Source organism: Neobacillus sp. PS3-12 (assembly GCF_030915385.1).
Taxonomy (GTDB): Bacteria; Bacillota; Bacilli; order Bacillales; family Cytobacillaceae; genus JAEVLT01.
The window spans coordinates 4,522,363-4,538,941 of sequence record NZ_CP133268.1 but is presented as its reverse complement, the minus strand read 5'-3'; the positions used below and the strand labels follow the sequence as shown (position 1 = coordinate 4,538,941).

Sequence of the window (16,579 nt, the reverse complement as noted above, 5' to 3'; positions counted from 1 at the left end):
TTTATGTCAGATATAATCGAACCAGTAATGAAATTAAAAGACCACACATAAAGTGCAGTCCTTCTTTTTAACTGTTTGTTTTCAACACTAGTTAAGGAGTTTTGGGTTCTTAATCCATGTTAATTACCCCATTTTGAGGAAGTTCAATTTGAAAATGAGTTCCTTTCGGGGTGCTTTCTACAATTTGAATATCCCCTAAATGTTCCAAAATCACCTTTTTGACAAAGGGAAGTCCAAGCCCCATACCGCTTTTCTTAAAAGAGATAAAAGGATCAAAGACACTTTTCCAATTGGCAGCAGGAATCCCTTTTCCGGTATCTATAAAATGAATGACAATATTGCTTTCAACCAGCTGTATTTCAATGGTAATCTTCTTTCCTTTTTGCTCCTCGGAAAAAGCCTCTATGCTATTTTTGATTAGATTGATAAAGATTTGTCTAAAATACGTTCGATTGACAAACCCCTCCAGCGAATTATAAGGATTGATTATTTCAATCTCGACATGATGTTCCTTCAAGGATTCTTTGGATAATTCAATTGCATTGTGAATGATGTCATCTAAGTTTTCTCTTTTAAATGTCATTTGTGAAGTTTCCATATATTCCCGATAACTGTTCGTCAATTCGCTAAAATAGTCCGTTGCTTTAATAATCATGTCTAAAGAGCTTTTTTCATTTTCTGTCATCGTTTCACTTTTATTTGAAATTTTAGAAAACCCTTTGATAATTTGATTCGTATTCTTCACTTCATGGATCAAGCTCCCGGCTAAACTTCCTGTATAGTCTAACTTCTTCTGCCTCTCAACCAACCGGGAATAATTCATCTTGATATGAGTATTTAGTTCAAGAAATTCTAACATGATAAGTGTGGAGAAAATGACAGTTCCTATACTGCTGGCAATATAGGAACTGTCATGAGAAAAATTGAGAAACCCTGTAACAAATAGCAAAAACGAATATATGGAAAAAGCCTTCAAAAAATGCCTTATATTTAAACTTTGAATTTGTTTGGAGAAATGAAAGATTAAAAACATAAATAGGATAAAAGTACTCATATATAGGACGTAGATCCATGACAATGGGCCATATTTAACATAATAATAGCTAATATTTGAATGTCCAAGATACGCTACTTGTAATCCCGAAATGCCTAAATTCGTAAAGTTGATAAGATAAACAAAAGAACTTAATGCAATTAATATGTAAAAGGTTATCTTCTTAAATAGAAATTTACAGATTTTAGTTTCCAATTTTCCTGCATCATATAATACCGTTGAATGATGCTTAATGATGATATAAGCGATATTAAAGACAACCGGAATCGCATATGTAGGACCTAACCGTAATAACCGAAAAAGAAACAAACTGGCACTTTCATTCCACTGATCACTTAAATACAAAACTCCAACATCTAGTTGCCAAACTGTAATTAAAAGCATGTAGACAAACAAAGCTAAAGACAGTTTGGATTTGTTATACATTTTATGAATACTAAGAGCTAGTGCAATGGGAATAAACCCGATTACACTAATTAACAGTCCAATTACCACATAGTCACCCCTTTTCTTGTTACTCTATAATTGAGTAACTAGATTTTCAGCACTTTTTAATATAAGCACAAGCATTATTTCCACCATACCCATGATTAGTAACCGCAACTTCGTTCACCTGTTGATATTGAGTTTTTGTTACAATCTTCATATTTTCATAGCCTTTTTTGGAAGTACGAATAGTAGGTGGAATGAAGTTATATTGGATGCTCAATAAAGATGATAGAACTTGTAGGATTCCAGTGACTCCGAAAGGATTTCCATACATACTTTTAATAGATGTATAGGGGATTTGATGATTGAATAATTCCTTTGAACATCTCTTTTCAATTTGATCATTGAGCTGAATTCCAAGAGCTTGGCTATTAATATAGTCTGGTTTGCGACCACGGGTTACTTCTTCTAACGCATGAAGAATTTGATTTCCCGTTTCATCTAATGAAAAAATATAAATTCCATCATTATTTGAAACAATATCAACAATTTCTCCTTTAAGGTCGGCTCCTCTTTCCACCGCATCCTCTTTTCTTTCTAAAATCAAGACACCCGCCGCCTCAGACATAGCAAATCCATTACTGCCTTCTTGGAATGGAACAGCTCCGGTTTCCAAATTTTGATCGAGCGGCAGTACTCTTGTTTTGGCAAATGCGTAAGTAGTTGCTTTCCCCAAGGGACTGTCGGTTCCACCAACAATTGCCACATCAATCAGCCCACTTTTTAAATACACAATAGCCTCTTGTATAGCTTCCAAGCTAGATGTACATCCCGTGGTGATGGTTTTTGTGATTCCATTTGTTCCAATGGCATGACCTATAGAAGCGGTTATGCTATGGTAATTGGCATAATGAGCAAAGGTCACAGGAATTTTTCTGTATTGATCTTCCTTTGCATATAAAACTGAATCCTGAAAGACCTTTTCCCCACATGCTCCTAGAGAGATACCAAAGAAAAGTCCTACTCTTTTCCCTTCCTTACTAACATCTATCTGAGCGGAATGAATCGCTTCTTTTGCTGCTATGATCCCTAATTTCGAGAGCCTCGGCAGTCGTTTCATCTTCTTATCGTTTTCAAAATTCTCTAGTCCTTCCTGAATGACACCCACAATATTGGTTTCATTGTTGGGTCCCGCTTGCTCAACAATATCAAGACAACATATTCCATTTTGCAAATTGAACAAAAATTGTTTCATGTTCATTGTGTGGGGAGCAATAACCCCATAGCCGGTACATACAATATTCATGTTGAGAAAAATCACCTCGAAGAGTATTTATGAAAACGTCACCTTATCAGTTTATAATACTAATTTACTAGAACTTTACTAGAATTGAAATGATTTCGTGAAATTAATCATACAATAGACCTGATTTAACTGGAAAATCGAGGAACAATCCCCTCCTTTTTAACTATGCCCAAATATCTTGCCCATAATTGTTTCTTCACTGGCTCTCAAAATATCTTCAGAAGAGGGAGACTCTAAAAGAGCTAAAAGTGAGAATAAAATGTAGTTTTAGAATAAAGTTTGATTAAAAACTTCTTAAGTCCGTATTCTAAGATAAACAAAAAGAAGTCATTTTGAAATAAAGTTTGATCAAAATGACTTCTTCTGCTAGAGGATATATACTAGTTTTTTATAAAAAAGATCGATCATTTTCCATCTGTGTTATTCCACAATCGCGCCCGATTGCTGAAGATCGTTATTGAAGTAAAGCCCCCAATAGTTTAAGTGAAAAACTTTACAATCCAATTTTTACTCACAAGCTAACCGAGTGCTTGTAACCGCCTGATAACTTTGAACACTTTTTGCTAAATAGGAATGAACACTTTACTGGAAGTTAGTTGAGGTATTTTGTCACTTGACTTGGAGCCTCTACGGGCAAGATTATGAGCCATGAAGCCAGATGTAACAAAGAATCTGGCTCAGCCAATGTAGGCTATCATGCCCGCCTCTCCAAATAAAGTGCACGTCTTTACTGGAAAAAAGTGTTCAGTCTTATTCAGCATTTTTGGGTAAGAAAGTGTTCATTTCTACTTGGCGGTTACAGTGCTGGATAACATAAGGAAAATTGTACAAAATAAAAAATGCTCCCTATTCGATAGAGGACATCAGTAAAGAACTTTTTTCAAGTAAACATCCCGATGCATAACGAATTGGAAAATAAAGAGCCCTTCTCACTTGAGAAAGGCTTGCAGAACTTTTTTGTAAATTTTTCTATAAGGAAAATCATAAGCTGTAAGGAATCTTACGGCAAGGAGCAAATTGCATTAGGATTAATATGGATTTACATATGAAAAATGTTGTTGCAAAACAATGACTTTACTTATTACTGCGATTAATCCGATTAAAGTTGTCATTTGTGAGATAAATGCTTTTCATAAGTTGTGTTAAAGGAGTGAATTCATATATATTTTGTTTTGGAAAAACCATAAGACCATTATCTTTTAGAAAAAAATTTTCTTGAGGATCATTTTTTTCTGCACTTGGTACAATAAATGTCCAAGCATAACCTCCAAATATAATTATGTAAGTCTTACTATTAAATTGTCCCTCTCTTTTATACGTGTTTCCATTAGTAATTATCTCATCACATTTGAAATCACTGTCTTGTGGGTCTACCAAAGAAAGGCCAACAATCGGAATAACATTTTCTTTCGGTGCTTGTCCACTTTTAATTGATTCAACAATCAGGGTTTCTATACTTTTCTCTAAAGTAATACCCGTGTGAAAGTTTTGAGCAATATGTGCTCTCCATAAGACAGATAATAGAAAAATTTTGAACTTATTGTAATCTAATCCTACCCAAATTTCCTTTTCATAATCGGTAAGTGTTTGAATATGCAAACCATCCCTAATAACTTCAATTCCATATTTGTCATATTTATTACCAATTAGATTACTATCACATTCTTTACATAATAGTTCTTCTCTCTGTCCTTTCTGCATAGGAATAATAGCGTTTCTCGACTGAGATTTTAAAAACAATCTTCTTTTACCATCATAAATCTTCTTATAAAATCCTTCGGGAACTATATGGGACTTAATAAGTTTTTTTTCCTCACCACATAATCTGCACTTTTGTAACGTCATTATATCCATATTAAGTACCCCTCTTTAATAAAAATGCTTTTCATTTTTTATCTGAATTATAAACTTTCTTAAATTACGAAACACACCATAAAATGTTTCATCTTAAAAACAATTTTTCTTATTGGCCTAACATGCTCCTTTAGTTTAAGTACAAAACTTCACAATCTCAGTTTTCTCCCTGGCTAATTGCTGAATATCTGCTGGGCCAAAGAAAAAGATCATCTTTCGACGATCCTTTTTATTAGTGCTTGAATTCATTGATAAAGTTTTTATATTCTCTTGCAAAAGTTAAGTTTACAGACAGTTCATTACGCAATTTCTTCATGAAAATGTCTTGACTTTTTTTAATCCTAATCCAGTTGCTAACGTTGGCTGTTCCGGCAGATTCAGTTTTTATAATTTCAATAGTTTTTGACAGAAAAATTTGCGAGAAACTTTCAATCAAATTTTGTTTAAATTGAGTATCTTTACCATAGAATGCAGAATAGTTGAATGTTTTATTATTATCATCATCGAATTGTACTTTAAATTCATAGTACAGGGCAATACAGTAAAAGAAACAAATATTATTTATGGCGATTTGAGTTTTAAAATTATTAATAAATTCATTAATGTTTTGTCTTTCATCTTCATCAGCATTTTTCAACATCGTATTTTGCTTATCTAATCGTTGTTGATATTCTTTCTTCAGATATTTTTTGCTTTCTTTATAAAGATAAGCTACAAACAATAGCTCATCAATCTCTGATTTAGTCTTTTTAAAAAGAATCCCGCATTTGTCATTTTCATCATCAAAGTTAAAGATTTTATGATAGTCTTCATTAATAGTGAATTCTTCTTTTGAATAATCATTATTAAATAACGTTCGCTTTTTATCTTTAGCTGTGTACGGCTCTCTAAAAAATGACGCAAATGCTAACTGTGCCAATGTTTCATTAGTAGTTATTTGGTGCTTTAGTAATTTTATATGTGAAGGTGGGCGAGAACCACGTCTTATCTCTATAAAAATATTAGGGTTATCCCCACTAATTAACCACTCATACAGCTTTTTTTGTTCTGGACGATTCGATACCATATCTCGGCTTGTAATAGGATTTTGCATGTTATTATATATAGATATATTATCTTTTAGTTCAGGTTTGTTTATGACCAGTATACGTGTTAAAACGTAAACATTTTTCAAGTTATTTATCTTTTCTTTATCCCCATTCATTTCTGCTTCTTTCAAATAAATCCCTAACGAACTTGTAGTCTGTGCTCCATTAATTATAGAAAAATTTTCAAGAGTTACAGAATCAATTTTTTTAGTATTTTGTTCATCATCTTCTGTATTCACAGCATCTGCAGTAAAACCTTCTGCTATAATTGTTATTCCATTATTATAAAACCAAAATTTTTCGGGCTCATTATCAATGGTTTGTTTCATAGATTCAAAAGTCTTAGATTTATTTTCTAATGAATCACGGAGGTTTTGACCAAATAATATATTTTTTCCCACTTCTGTACTTGTATATTTATTGTTTAACTTAGCTAAATCATAGCCATTTAAATTACATAGATATGCTTGCTCTGTGTTTTCATCACTGTCGTGATTATAAGAAATGAAATTGTTGAAACCATCCGATTTTAATATTTCTTTTGGAACACAGTCTGCCCCAAGGCTTTCCTTTAGAATTTTCAATTCACTTAAAGTAACAACTTTTTCGAATTTTTTTAGCCCAGTTGCGTAAGCAATGTCACCAGTGTGAACCACGTAATAAGTACAGTTGTTTTTATATGTAGCATCAAAATTTGTTTTGCTAATTACTTTTCTTAGATTTTTATGCACAGATTGAGGATCTTTCAAGAAGTCTTTTATAGTACGCTGCATCATTGCAAGACATTGCTTAATATCTTGTTGACCTAATTTTGTATATTTCACTTGAATGATGTCATAGTAATATTCATCACCATCTTCATGTTCTATGAAAATATCAATACCACTGTCAGGTGGGGCTACAATATATTTTGCAATACTATCTACATTTTTATCAATGAAATCTAGATTGAGTATTTTATTATACATAATTTCCAGAACCGCAACAGTAAAAGCATCTTCTTTAATATTGTTTCTAACGATAGGACCATAATTTGGTAGGCCCTTAAACAGTTCGTAATACTCATTTATTATGTCATCCATAGTTCAATCCTCCTTAAATATATTTTCGTAATTAAGTTTTAAATATCGTTTAGTAAATTTTTTTCGGAAATTAATTGGAAACCGTTTCTTTTTAACAGTGCGGAAGTAACACCAATCCCAGCTATTTTTTACCAATAAATTCACCGTTGAAAATCATTGAATTACCGCAAGACGAGCAATTCTCCTTTAAAACAACAGTTTGTAGCATTTGTTTTTTGAGCTAAATCTAATGTTGTATAGGCCCTTTTATGTACATTTCCGTTACATCCAGTTAAACAGGAGCTAACTAATATCATTAATTTCATCCCATCTAAAGATATATCTTTTTATAATAATTATTTCAAATTTTCATAAATTTAACAATCCCTTATTCCATATAAGGCCCTTAAATACAGAAATAGTGCAATTCTAATTCCTGAATTGCGCCCGATTGCGTGATATCAAGATAATTATTTTGATTGCCACTTTAGCTTAGTGAACTAAAGCAACTAGTTGAAGAAATTTTACTGTTGATATTCATTTTGAAATACATTATACATAAACAGTTCGTAATTAACATTCTTTTCAAAAACATCTTGGCTATAATAAGTGTTCCTCATTATCATCATTAGCACCTAACATAAATCTAAGAACACCCTGTAAGTCAGCATGGTTTGAAAATACAGCACATTTAATTTATGTGATTAATTTGTTAGCAAAACAATGACATTCGTACCTCATAAACAAACCTGAACCTTTAGCTTAAAAGATATAGGATTTGAATAGTTACCAGCTCAACTTAATATAAATACATAAAAGACTTGATCATTAAAAATCAAGTCTAAAAAGTTCAACAATTATTTTTAATCAGTTATTAATATTATGGTACCTTCTAATTAACTCAGCTTGTTTGTAATATCTACGTTTTTCTAATTCCTGAACAAAAATATGCCATGGTGGTATATTGCTCATATAAGGTTCAGTATCAGCTCCAGAATAGGCCCCACCACCCTGCCCGGTGTACAATCCACCACCTGGCCCGGTGTACAATCCACCACCCTGCCCGTGTATAATCCACCGCCTGGCCCGGTATACAATCCACCATCTGGTCCTGTGTATAATCCACCACCTGGCCCGGTATACAATCCACCATCTGGTCCTGTGTATAATCCACCACCTGGTCCTGTGTATGCTCCACCGCCTGGTCCAGTATATAGGCCACCGCCTGGTCCTGTGTATAGCCCACCACCCAGGTCCAGTATATTGATTTCTAGACCACATAATTTCAACTCCTACATATTTTATTTCACGTATCATCTTAGAAGTCTATTTATATTTTAAAACTTCCTACATAAGATTCACGTCTTTCAATATAAAAGTCATTAATTTGTCTTATCTCTGTTTTTAGATTTATTTACTTTTTAGAACATCCTTCCGTCTTCTTTTCATTATCCGTTAGTTTTAAAAAAAATACTCACAGCATCTACTACCTTATCAATTTTTCATTAATTGAGTTATTCCACAATCTGGCCCTAAAATTGAAAAAAGCACTTTCCTTATTACAGGAAAGCGCCCGATTGTTGAATAGTGGTAAATAAAAATAGACTTTAAAAATAAAACTTAAAGTAAAGCAGTACTTAGCTTAAAAAAGTAGTATGATAGTAATTAAACTTCTTATCCCAGTAACTATTTTCATTTCTTTAGTTTATTTAATGCAATCGATAATAAAATACGGTAACTTTCTTCATCGAATTCCAATGTTTTAGCCCCGTAATCGTGAATTTTCTTTTTCCAGCATCTTATCGGAACATTGTTAGATAGGTGGTGATGCCAATCAGACCTTTCATTTAGTGCATCACATGCTAAATCAACAGTTTCTCCAAATTCTGTTACTGCCCAAGCATGGAACTCTCTTGGTGGTTTCCAATCATAAAATGTTGTTACTCTATTCCACTTAGATGATCCAGCAGCTATATAACTTTTTATACCAAATTCATTTAATAAGTCTTTTACTAATCTGGCAACATATAAACATGTCTCTCCTCTTGTATCTCCAACCTTGTCAAAGGTAGATATCACTATCCTAGTAATTCTTTTTTTAACATCCTCTGGGGTATTACCTTCTTTCGGATAATAGCAACATTGCTCAAAGTTAATTTTACTACCGCATGGGCATAATTCCTCATTTACCAATATTCCTCACCTCAAACATACTAAATCCATAAAGAGCAAGTATTAAGCTCCTTTATGATTTATATTGTCTTTGTACATTATAACTAATAATCCAAAAAATCGGGAAAAGCTAAAGGGTGTCCATTCGACCATTTTATTTTAGAAACAAAAACGTCTTTAAAATTTCTATCTAAAACATATTTTAATGCAGGTTTGTACACCTCTGGAAATGCCTCTCCCAATACAATTCCTTTCAGAGAATTGCTAATATCTATATATTCAAAGCCTTCTTTAGATAATGTATTAATTACGATTCGAAATTCATCTTCGTCACGCCAATCAACACCTTTTATAAAATACAATGCATCGATATTTTTTTCCAGATGACCAGTAATAGCATTTTCTAATCCTTCTTTTAAAATATCATTCAAATTTAAACAGAGTGAATCGCGAGAAACAAGATTACGATATAAAACCAACCCGGAATAAATACTACCCTTTCTGTGGAAGCAATTGTTAATATCTTTCACAAGTTGCCTTTTATCAAATACTAAACATAGTCCAGTATGGTTGCCCGCATATTGAGCCCACATTCTTGATTTTGCATAACCTCTACCAAAATCATAAGCGTTTGTTTCTTCACAAATCTCTTGATTATCCAAAGAAAAACAAGCTAACTTAATGCCGTGTTTTACAAGCTCATTAGCACGTATTTGTGTATTATTGAAAAGATCATAATTCTGTTCAATATAATCATGATTAATTCCTTTTGGTAATTCGATTGTAAAATTCCAATCTTTTGTTTCTCTTGGATCATTTGTATGTAGAATGGAATTAAAGCGCAGTTTATGTGTAAATAATATATACTCTAGTGCTGTTGGAATTGTGGTGTAGTGATAAAGGAATTTATCGTATTCATTAGTTTTAAATTTTTTATCAAAATGTGATATTGCTTGTTCCATTTTTGCTTCAAGTTCATATTCGATATCACTCATACTCTTAAGATCCCCACTTATTATTCATTTTCTATTAACTATTTCTATTATAGCAAACAATAATAAGGCGGCTGGGTTCATCAAAAAATCAAAAGGGATTTCACAACTTGGCGAATGTAGTATTTATGTAAGATACCATTCAATTATTCAAATGATGATTTGAGTAAATAACTTTGTATTTTGCAATTATAAAATACTGTTAATAGCAGTATCCTTTTTGAATGAAAAAAGGTAAAATACGCAAATAATGTATAAAAACTTGTATATTTTAAGCAATTTAATTTTATATCTTATTGCGCCTTATAATGGAATAACTAAAACATGGTCTCAATCTTTAAAATCAATTAATTCTTTTTTCACTAAAGCACTCATTCTAGAATTGTATCATCATCTTCGTCCCAATTAGCAAAAATAAACTTCCTATATGGATCTATATCCTCCATTTCACTCAATGCATAAATTTTCATACCAATTTGGTTATTTGATTTTATTGACTTTACATTATAAAAGCTGGTAAAGATTGTTTCTCCTTCAGGAGTTATTAATAAAAAATCTAATTGAATACCATCCCATTTTTCATGATTTATTTTACTGGCGTGAATCCGAGAATCCCCTACATATCAAATAAAAATTTTTTTATTCATAAAAAGGCACCTCCAATCTTTAAGTAATGCATCCGTTTGTTTAAGTGTAATCCTTCACAATCTCTTTTACACCTTAATATAACTCCAATCCCTATTAAGTGTTGTTCCAGAATTCAGTACAATACAAAAAGACGCCTTCTTATTCAAGAAATGCGCCCTTTCGATTCCCCTTAAAGCACCTAAAAAAATTATAAAATGTAAATTAAGCACCATTAAACATTATAGCTATTCATAAATTCTAAACTATCGTTTTTAGTATCCTTTAAAAATGATTTTATGTCTTTATCATGTGTTAATAATATTACCTCATCTTCTTTAAAAGCATATATTGAAGATAAAATTAACATATCAGAAATGTCATTAGTTTTAAATTTTGCACCATTCAATATTATTTTTCTTACCTTCCTAATAAAATAATCTACTACCATTTCCATACCGCTAAACATTGTATCATCACTATATATCTCTTTTAAATCATTCAAAGTATTATCAATAATTGATTTCAATTTTGGTCCATTAAAGGTATTTGAAATTCCTTTTATATTGATTTTTTTTAATAATTTATCTGTATCCAAAGCATCGAAAATAGAGTCAAGTTGTTTTTGATTATTTTTGGACATATCTATTATACTAAAATCATTAATAACGTTATAATACAAGGCTATACAAAGCCGCATAAACAGTTTAATGTCAATCTCATATACTTTTTTCATTCTTTTTTGAGGTGCTTTTTCAACATAGCCCTTTTCTAAATAACCTCTATATTGTTCAAGAATATAATTAAGATTTCCGTGTAGTGCCGCGTTAAAATGTTGAATAACACCACCTATTTTACCTGAAGCTTCTAATTCTTCTTTGTTAATTTCAATAATACACCAAGATAATACCGTTAAAACAGAGTAAAAAAACAGTCTTGAAAACTCTGCTTCTTTTTTTATTTTCATTTCTTCAATTTCTCTAATCAAATTCGATATTTGTGTAAGTGATTTACTATTTTTTATTAAATAGATAGTTTCATCTTCAACAGGCATAAGCCCAATATTAATAAAAGTGAAATCTTCCCCAATAGTTTCAATGATTTTTTTTATTGTAATAAAGTCATGTTTAAAGCTAACTATTGATTCGACAAGGCTAACCGAAGTTACATATGTATCATACTTATTTATAATATTTATTAAATGGCCTCGACCAACGGTATTACCTCTAATTTCCAGATAATTATAGAGCATATTAGTGTCAAATATTATTTTCTTCATAATAACTCCCTTTACTGTTAAAAATGAATGAATGAATAAAAAACAATTTTATTGTATATCTGAAATTGCACCTATCACCATTCTCTTAACCACCATCTCATATACACTAGATTAGTGTACCATTAATTACCACATATATATTAGAATAGCATCCAACATTTACATCATTTTAGTGTTAGTGTGAACTGAATTCAACTTGACCCTATGTTTTAAATTAATGGATAGCAGGGTTTACATTGATAAATAACACTTATTATTACACTGTGGGATTATATTCTGTAAGTACTATAAAAATTGGTGGTCTGTGAAAATTTTACCATAAAATTTGTTTATTTCGTAATTGTTTTAAATTAATATAAAGTCGAGGATTATTATTATGCTAAAAAAATAGGAGTGATACGATTGATAGAAAAAATACGACTGCATAATTTTAAAAAATTTAAAGAAACATCAATACATGTTAACAAGGGTAGAAATATCTTAATTGGAGAAAATGGTGTAGGGAAATCATCTGTATTATTAGCCATATCCTGTGTTTTAAGTGGCAGCTATTCTTTTATTGAAAAATTAGGTCTACATACTCTTTTTAATATTCAAGCCATAAATGAATTTATGAATGGGGCGAAAAGATATAAAGATTTACCCATAGTTGAAGTTGAAGTGTTTATAAGTGACGAAGTAAGTAATCATGAAATAAATGGAAAGAAAAATTCTTCAAATACTGAAAAGAACGGTTTAATGATGCGGATATGCCCGAATGATGATTTTTCAGAATTAATAAAAGAGTCTCTCGAAAAAACAAGCGTTTTTCCATTTGAATATTACAGTGTTGAATTTAATACTTTTTCTGACCGGGCATATAGTAGTTATAGGAAGTATCCGAATTACATAAAGCATTCATATCTAGATAGTTCACAAGTTAATTCAAACTATGCGATGAAAGATTATATTAATCGTATATATGAAAGTAAAACAGATCAATCTTTGAGACATAGAATTAATAATAGATTTAGAGAAACAACACAACAGTTTTCAGACAGTCTATATACCGATTTCGCTATAGAAATGACAGATGATATAAAAATTAAACTAAACACCCATAGCGAAAATAGCTTTCAAGAAAATATTACTGTAGAAAAAGGAGGTATTCTTATCCAAAACTTAGGGCAAGGGGAAAAAACTTTTATTAATACCGAATTTTTGCTTACTAATTCCTCTGAAGATTCAAAAGTTATATTAATTGAAGAACCAGAAAATCATTTAAGTTACCTAAATATGCATAAACTGATTGATAAAATTATTGCTACAGGTGATGAAAAACAAACATTTATCGCAACACATAGCAATATGATTGTTTCTAGATTAGATTTGCAGAACGCTGTATTTTTTTCTGAAAATAGCGTAACAAAATTAGAAGAACTTGAATTAGAAACGGCGAAATTTTTTGAAAAGGCTCCAGATAACAATGTTTTGAATTTTATTCTTTCAAAAAGGGCTATTTTAGTAGAAGGAGATGCTGAATACATTTTGTTACATGAATTTTATAAATATCTTAAAGAAAAAGAACCCTATAATGATGATGTAACAATTGTCTCCTGTGGAGGTAAGACATTTAAACGATATTTAGAAATTGCCAAAATTTTAAATAAAAAAGTTGCAGTTATTACAGATAATGACCATGAATATGAAAATAATATAACTAAGAACTATGCTGGATATATATCAGATTATATTAAGATTTACGCAGATAATGATGACTTAAAATATACATTCGAAGTTTGTTTATATGAAAATAACCAATCATTTATAGATACTTATTTAGCAAATGATCATATGAACAATGGTGTACAAAATTACATGTTAAGCAATAAGGCTGAATCAGCTTTCCGATTATTATGCTTGTTTACCAATAAAAATCCAGAAACGAATTTAGACAAATTTATAATACCTACTTATATTGAGGAAGCTATTCAATGGATATCGAATTAATTAATAAAAGAGTTCTAAATGCAGTGGCCGGCTCTGGTAAAACAAGTTATATAATTGATCAATTATCAATTGATACTAATAGAAGTTTAATTATTACATATACTACGGCAAATCAAGAAAATCTAAAACAAAAGGTAATTAATAAATTTGGATATCTACCACCCAATATATTTATATATGGATATTTTGAGTTTTTATTAAAATTTATTATAAAACCTCTATGTCCGTTTGCTATAAGAAATATATGTTATGAAATTCCAAATTTCAGAAATCCTAGTGCATTTACTAATGATAAAAGTAAAATTTATGCTAACAGAATGGCTAAATATATCCTGGAGAACTTATCTGACTTTAAACAAAGGATGGACAGATACTTTGATGAAGTTTTTATTGATGAAATGCAGGATTTAGCTTCTGATGATTTTAAATGGATGTTATCCTTGTCAGATTTAAAAATTCCAGTTACATTAGTCGGAGATTTTTTTCAATCTACCTTTGCCTCAAGTAGACGAGGGAATCATTTAAAAAACTTATATAAAGACTTTTCAGTTTATAAAGAAGTAATTGAAGGAGAAGGATATATTTTTGATACAACAACTTTAATTAATAGTTATAGATGTACTTTAACCGTTTGTAATTTTATTAAAGAAAAAATAGGTATAGATATAGAATCAGCTAATAGTAATTCCTCTGAGATTGGTATAATAACAAACACTGAGGATATTAAGCGCATTCTTGAGAATAATGAAATAAAAAAACTTTTCTATCAGAACTCAAAAAAATTTTATTTGAATGGTGATAATTGGGGAAATTCTAAAGGAATGACCTTTAAACATGTTTGTATAGTATTGAATGATACTACATATAAAAAATACGAAAAGAATGAATTAAGCGAATTAGCCCCTCAAACTCTTTGTAAATTTTACGTTGCTTGTACTAGAACTAGCGGAGATTTATGGTTTATAAAAGAAAAAGATATTCCATCTAATTACAAAATATTGAATTAGAATCAGTAATTGATAATTAAATTGGCAAATTTTCTTCACAATCATTATTAACTATATCCAAGCTGATACTGAAAATTTCTATGATAGTTCGATTCTGAATAACTTTTATTTAGCTTAGGTATGATTAAATATAATTAAGAACAAATTTAAAGAGTATGTTTTGAAAAGAATCATCAAAACATACTCGTATCTATATAATGACTACTTTTATAAAAAAGGTTTGATTACTTTATAATTTTTCTTCCACTATTGCCATTGAATCAATCCCATATCGTACTTCTCTATCTTCGTTCTATCAGACTAAAACACAAGAGAAGGCCGCATTAACTACAAAGCTAAATATCACGTTAGTTTAAGTTCAATATTTCACAATTTGTCTGTATTTCAACATAAATATCCAGTTTTCTTTAAAGTAAGTTATTCCATTAAATGGCCCTTTAATGGAACAATCCGAATGTAGTTTTAAATGTGGTGTACCCTTTTTAAACAGGAACAACGAATTCAGAAAAAGTGATATTAAATGTAAAAAGGTACAAACACCAGTTTGTTTGAACCTTTTTTAACTTTTTCTTTCATAACAAAATGTAAGTTACTCCTATTTCTTATCTAAAGTATTACCTATCCCATCTTTCCTCCTTCTTCAGTGTTTTAATCAAAATCTGAAGAGTGAGGAACTTAATAATATAAAACAAAATATAATTTGATGAACCTTACATTAAGTTATAAAATAACATCTTCTGAAATACCTTATTTAATTTTTACTAGACCGTAACTTTATATGTTTATAAACCTCTTTGTTCACTTGTAATTCCATTCCATTATTCCTTATATAATTAGGGCCTATATAAGTTTTAGTAGAATGTATTTTTTTATGTCCTAATAATTGTTGGATTACAAAAATTCCGGCTCCACTTTCAGCCATCATTGTTGCAAATGAATGCCTTAATTTGTGAAGGGTAGAAAAAGGTAAATTGGCATCCTGTAAAAAAAATTCAAACGCTTCCTGAAACTCATTAATATTCATTTTCTTACCCTTATGATTAATTAAATAGTCGTCATCTTTTAAATTAAACACTGCAACATATTTTTGAAGTACTTTGCCGAAACCAGCTCTTAAAACAATGAATTTACTTGTCTTATTTTTTGTTTGCTTTCTGTAAATTGTTTCATTAACAAAATCAATTTCATTTACCTTTGTGTTTAATATTTCTGAAGAACGACTTCCTGTTGTCATTAATAATAAGAAAAATAATAAATCTCTTTCTAAATAAGAACTTTTTTTGATTAGGCTCTGTAAAAATTTAAGTAAATCATGCCTTGTTGGAACATACTTTTCCTTTTTTTGAGGTTTTTGTTTATGATCTTCTATATTAAAATTCATCTCATCTGTAAGAATGGGGAAATCATATTTCCTATATAGATATAAAAAGAAGCTTTGAAGAGCACGCTTAGAATCATCTAACCAATTATAACTTTTATGAAGATGGTCTAGAAAATACTGATCAATTAATGATACATCTAGGCTATAAAAAAAATATGTCTTCCCATTGTTTACCTTTTCGTAAATTTTCTCCAAGTGCACCTCTTCAGGAGATGCACTTGTTTCCTTGGCTAAATAACATAAAAAATCATCTAGCCTTTTTTTGCACTTGTTCTTATAGTTACTGGAATAAGAAGAATGCTTATGATAAAGATTAATTTCTTCTATAAGATTTTTCATACAA

Annotated in this window: 11 protein-coding genes; 2 read left to right on the top strand and 9 right to left on the bottom strand. The window is 30.4% G+C overall.

Going from position 1 to position 16,579, the window contains the following annotated elements:
- Nucleotides 1-109 precede the first annotated feature (109 nt).
- From RCG17_RS22885 to RCG17_RS22850, 8 genes are all read right to left on the bottom strand, one after another.
- Nucleotides 110-1,549: a sensor histidine kinase gene (locus tag RCG17_RS22885; RefSeq protein WP_308172342.1), complete on the bottom strand. Its 1,440-nt coding sequence runs from the start codon at nt 1,547-1,549 to the stop codon at nt 110-112.
- Nucleotides 1,550-1,595: 46 nt separating this feature from the next.
- The gene (locus RCG17_RS22880; RefSeq protein WP_308172341.1) at nt 1,596-2,789 is read right to left on the bottom strand and encodes a beta-ketoacyl synthase N-terminal-like domain-containing protein; all 1,194 of its coding nucleotides are present in this window, start codon (nt 2,787-2,789) and stop codon (nt 1,596-1,598) included.
- A gap of 1,074 nt (nt 2,790-3,863) precedes the next feature.
- The gene (locus RCG17_RS22875; RefSeq protein WP_308172340.1) at nt 3,864-4,643 is read right to left on the bottom strand and encodes a hypothetical protein; all 780 of its coding nucleotides are present in this window, start codon (nt 4,641-4,643) and stop codon (nt 3,864-3,866) included.
- A 232-nt stretch (nt 4,644-4,875) separates the two neighbouring features.
- Nucleotides 4,876-6,813 (bottom strand): AIPR family protein, encoded by a 1,938-nt coding sequence (locus RCG17_RS22870; protein WP_308172339.1) that lies wholly within the window; start codon nt 6,811-6,813, stop codon nt 4,876-4,878.
- A 947-nt stretch (nt 6,814-7,760) separates the two neighbouring features.
- Nucleotides 7,761-8,081 carry a hypothetical protein gene (locus tag RCG17_RS22865; protein WP_308172338.1) on the bottom strand — a complete coding sequence of 107 codons (321 nt, stop codon included), beginning with the start codon at nt 8,079-8,081 and terminating at the stop codon, nt 7,761-7,763.
- A 403-nt stretch (nt 8,082-8,484) separates the two neighbouring features.
- Nucleotides 8,485-8,985, bottom strand: a complete 501-nt coding sequence (locus RCG17_RS22860; RefSeq protein WP_308172337.1) for an SEC-C metal-binding domain-containing protein — start codon at nt 8,983-8,985, stop codon at nt 8,485-8,487.
- Between the two features lie 83 nt (nt 8,986-9,068).
- Entirely contained in the window at nt 9,069-9,959 is an 891-nt protein-coding gene (locus RCG17_RS22855; RefSeq protein ID WP_308172336.1) for a DUF2971 domain-containing protein, read from the bottom strand.
- Between the two features lie 856 nt (nt 9,960-10,815).
- The gene (locus RCG17_RS22850; protein WP_308172335.1) at nt 10,816-11,859 is read right to left on the bottom strand and encodes a hypothetical protein; all 1,044 of its coding nucleotides are present in this window, start codon (nt 11,857-11,859) and stop codon (nt 10,816-10,818) included.
- A gap of 402 nt (nt 11,860-12,261) precedes the next feature.
- Here RCG17_RS22850 and RCG17_RS22845 point away from each other — a divergent pair, with 402 nt between their 5' ends.
- Both RCG17_RS22845 and RCG17_RS22840 read left to right on the top strand, forming a co-directional pair.
- Nucleotides 12,262-13,848: an ATP-dependent nuclease gene (locus tag RCG17_RS22845; RefSeq protein WP_308172334.1), complete on the top strand. Its 1,587-nt coding sequence runs from the start codon at nt 12,262-12,264 to the stop codon at nt 13,846-13,848.
- On the top strand, nt 13,833-14,855 hold the full coding sequence (locus RCG17_RS22840) for a hypothetical protein (RefSeq protein ID WP_308172333.1): 1,023 nt from the start codon (nt 13,833-13,835) through the stop codon (nt 14,853-14,855). Before RCG17_RS22845 ends, RCG17_RS22840 begins: the two co-directional genes overlap by 16 nt.
- A gap of 751 nt (nt 14,856-15,606) precedes the next feature.
- On the opposite strand, the gene RCG17_RS22835 is transcribed toward RCG17_RS22840, so the two are convergent.
- Nucleotides 15,607-16,575, bottom strand: a complete 969-nt coding sequence (locus tag RCG17_RS22835) for a tyrosine-type recombinase/integrase (RefSeq protein WP_308172332.1) — start codon at nt 16,573-16,575, stop codon at nt 15,607-15,609.
- Between the last annotated feature and the right edge of the window lie 4 nt (nt 16,576-16,579).

Excerpts from the sequence above, each read along its gene's own strand:
- RCG17_RS22875 (WP_308172340.1), bottom strand. The coding sequence starts at position 4,643 with ATGGATATAATGACGTTACAAAAGTGCAGATTATGTGGTGAGGAAAAA.
- RCG17_RS22880 (WP_308172341.1), bottom strand. The coding sequence starts at position 2,789 with ATGAATATTGTATGTACCGGCTATGGGGTTATTGCTCCCCACACAATG.
- RCG17_RS22855 (WP_308172336.1), bottom strand. The coding sequence starts at position 9,959 with ATGAGTGATATCGAATATGAACTTGAAGCAAAAATGGAACAAGCAATA.
- RCG17_RS22870 (WP_308172339.1), bottom strand. The coding sequence starts at position 6,813 with ATGGATGACATAATAAATGAGTATTACGAACTGTTTAAGGGCCTACCA.
- RCG17_RS22840 (WP_308172333.1), top strand. The coding sequence starts at position 13,833 with ATGGATATCGAATTAATTAATAAAAGAGTTCTAAATGCAGTGGCCGGC.
- RCG17_RS22850 (WP_308172335.1), bottom strand. The coding sequence starts at position 11,859 with ATGAAGAAAATAATATTTGACACTAATATGCTCTATAATTATCTGGAA.
- RCG17_RS22835 (WP_308172332.1), bottom strand. The coding sequence starts at position 16,575 with ATGAAAAATCTTATAGAAGAAATTAATCTTTATCATAAGCATTCTTCT.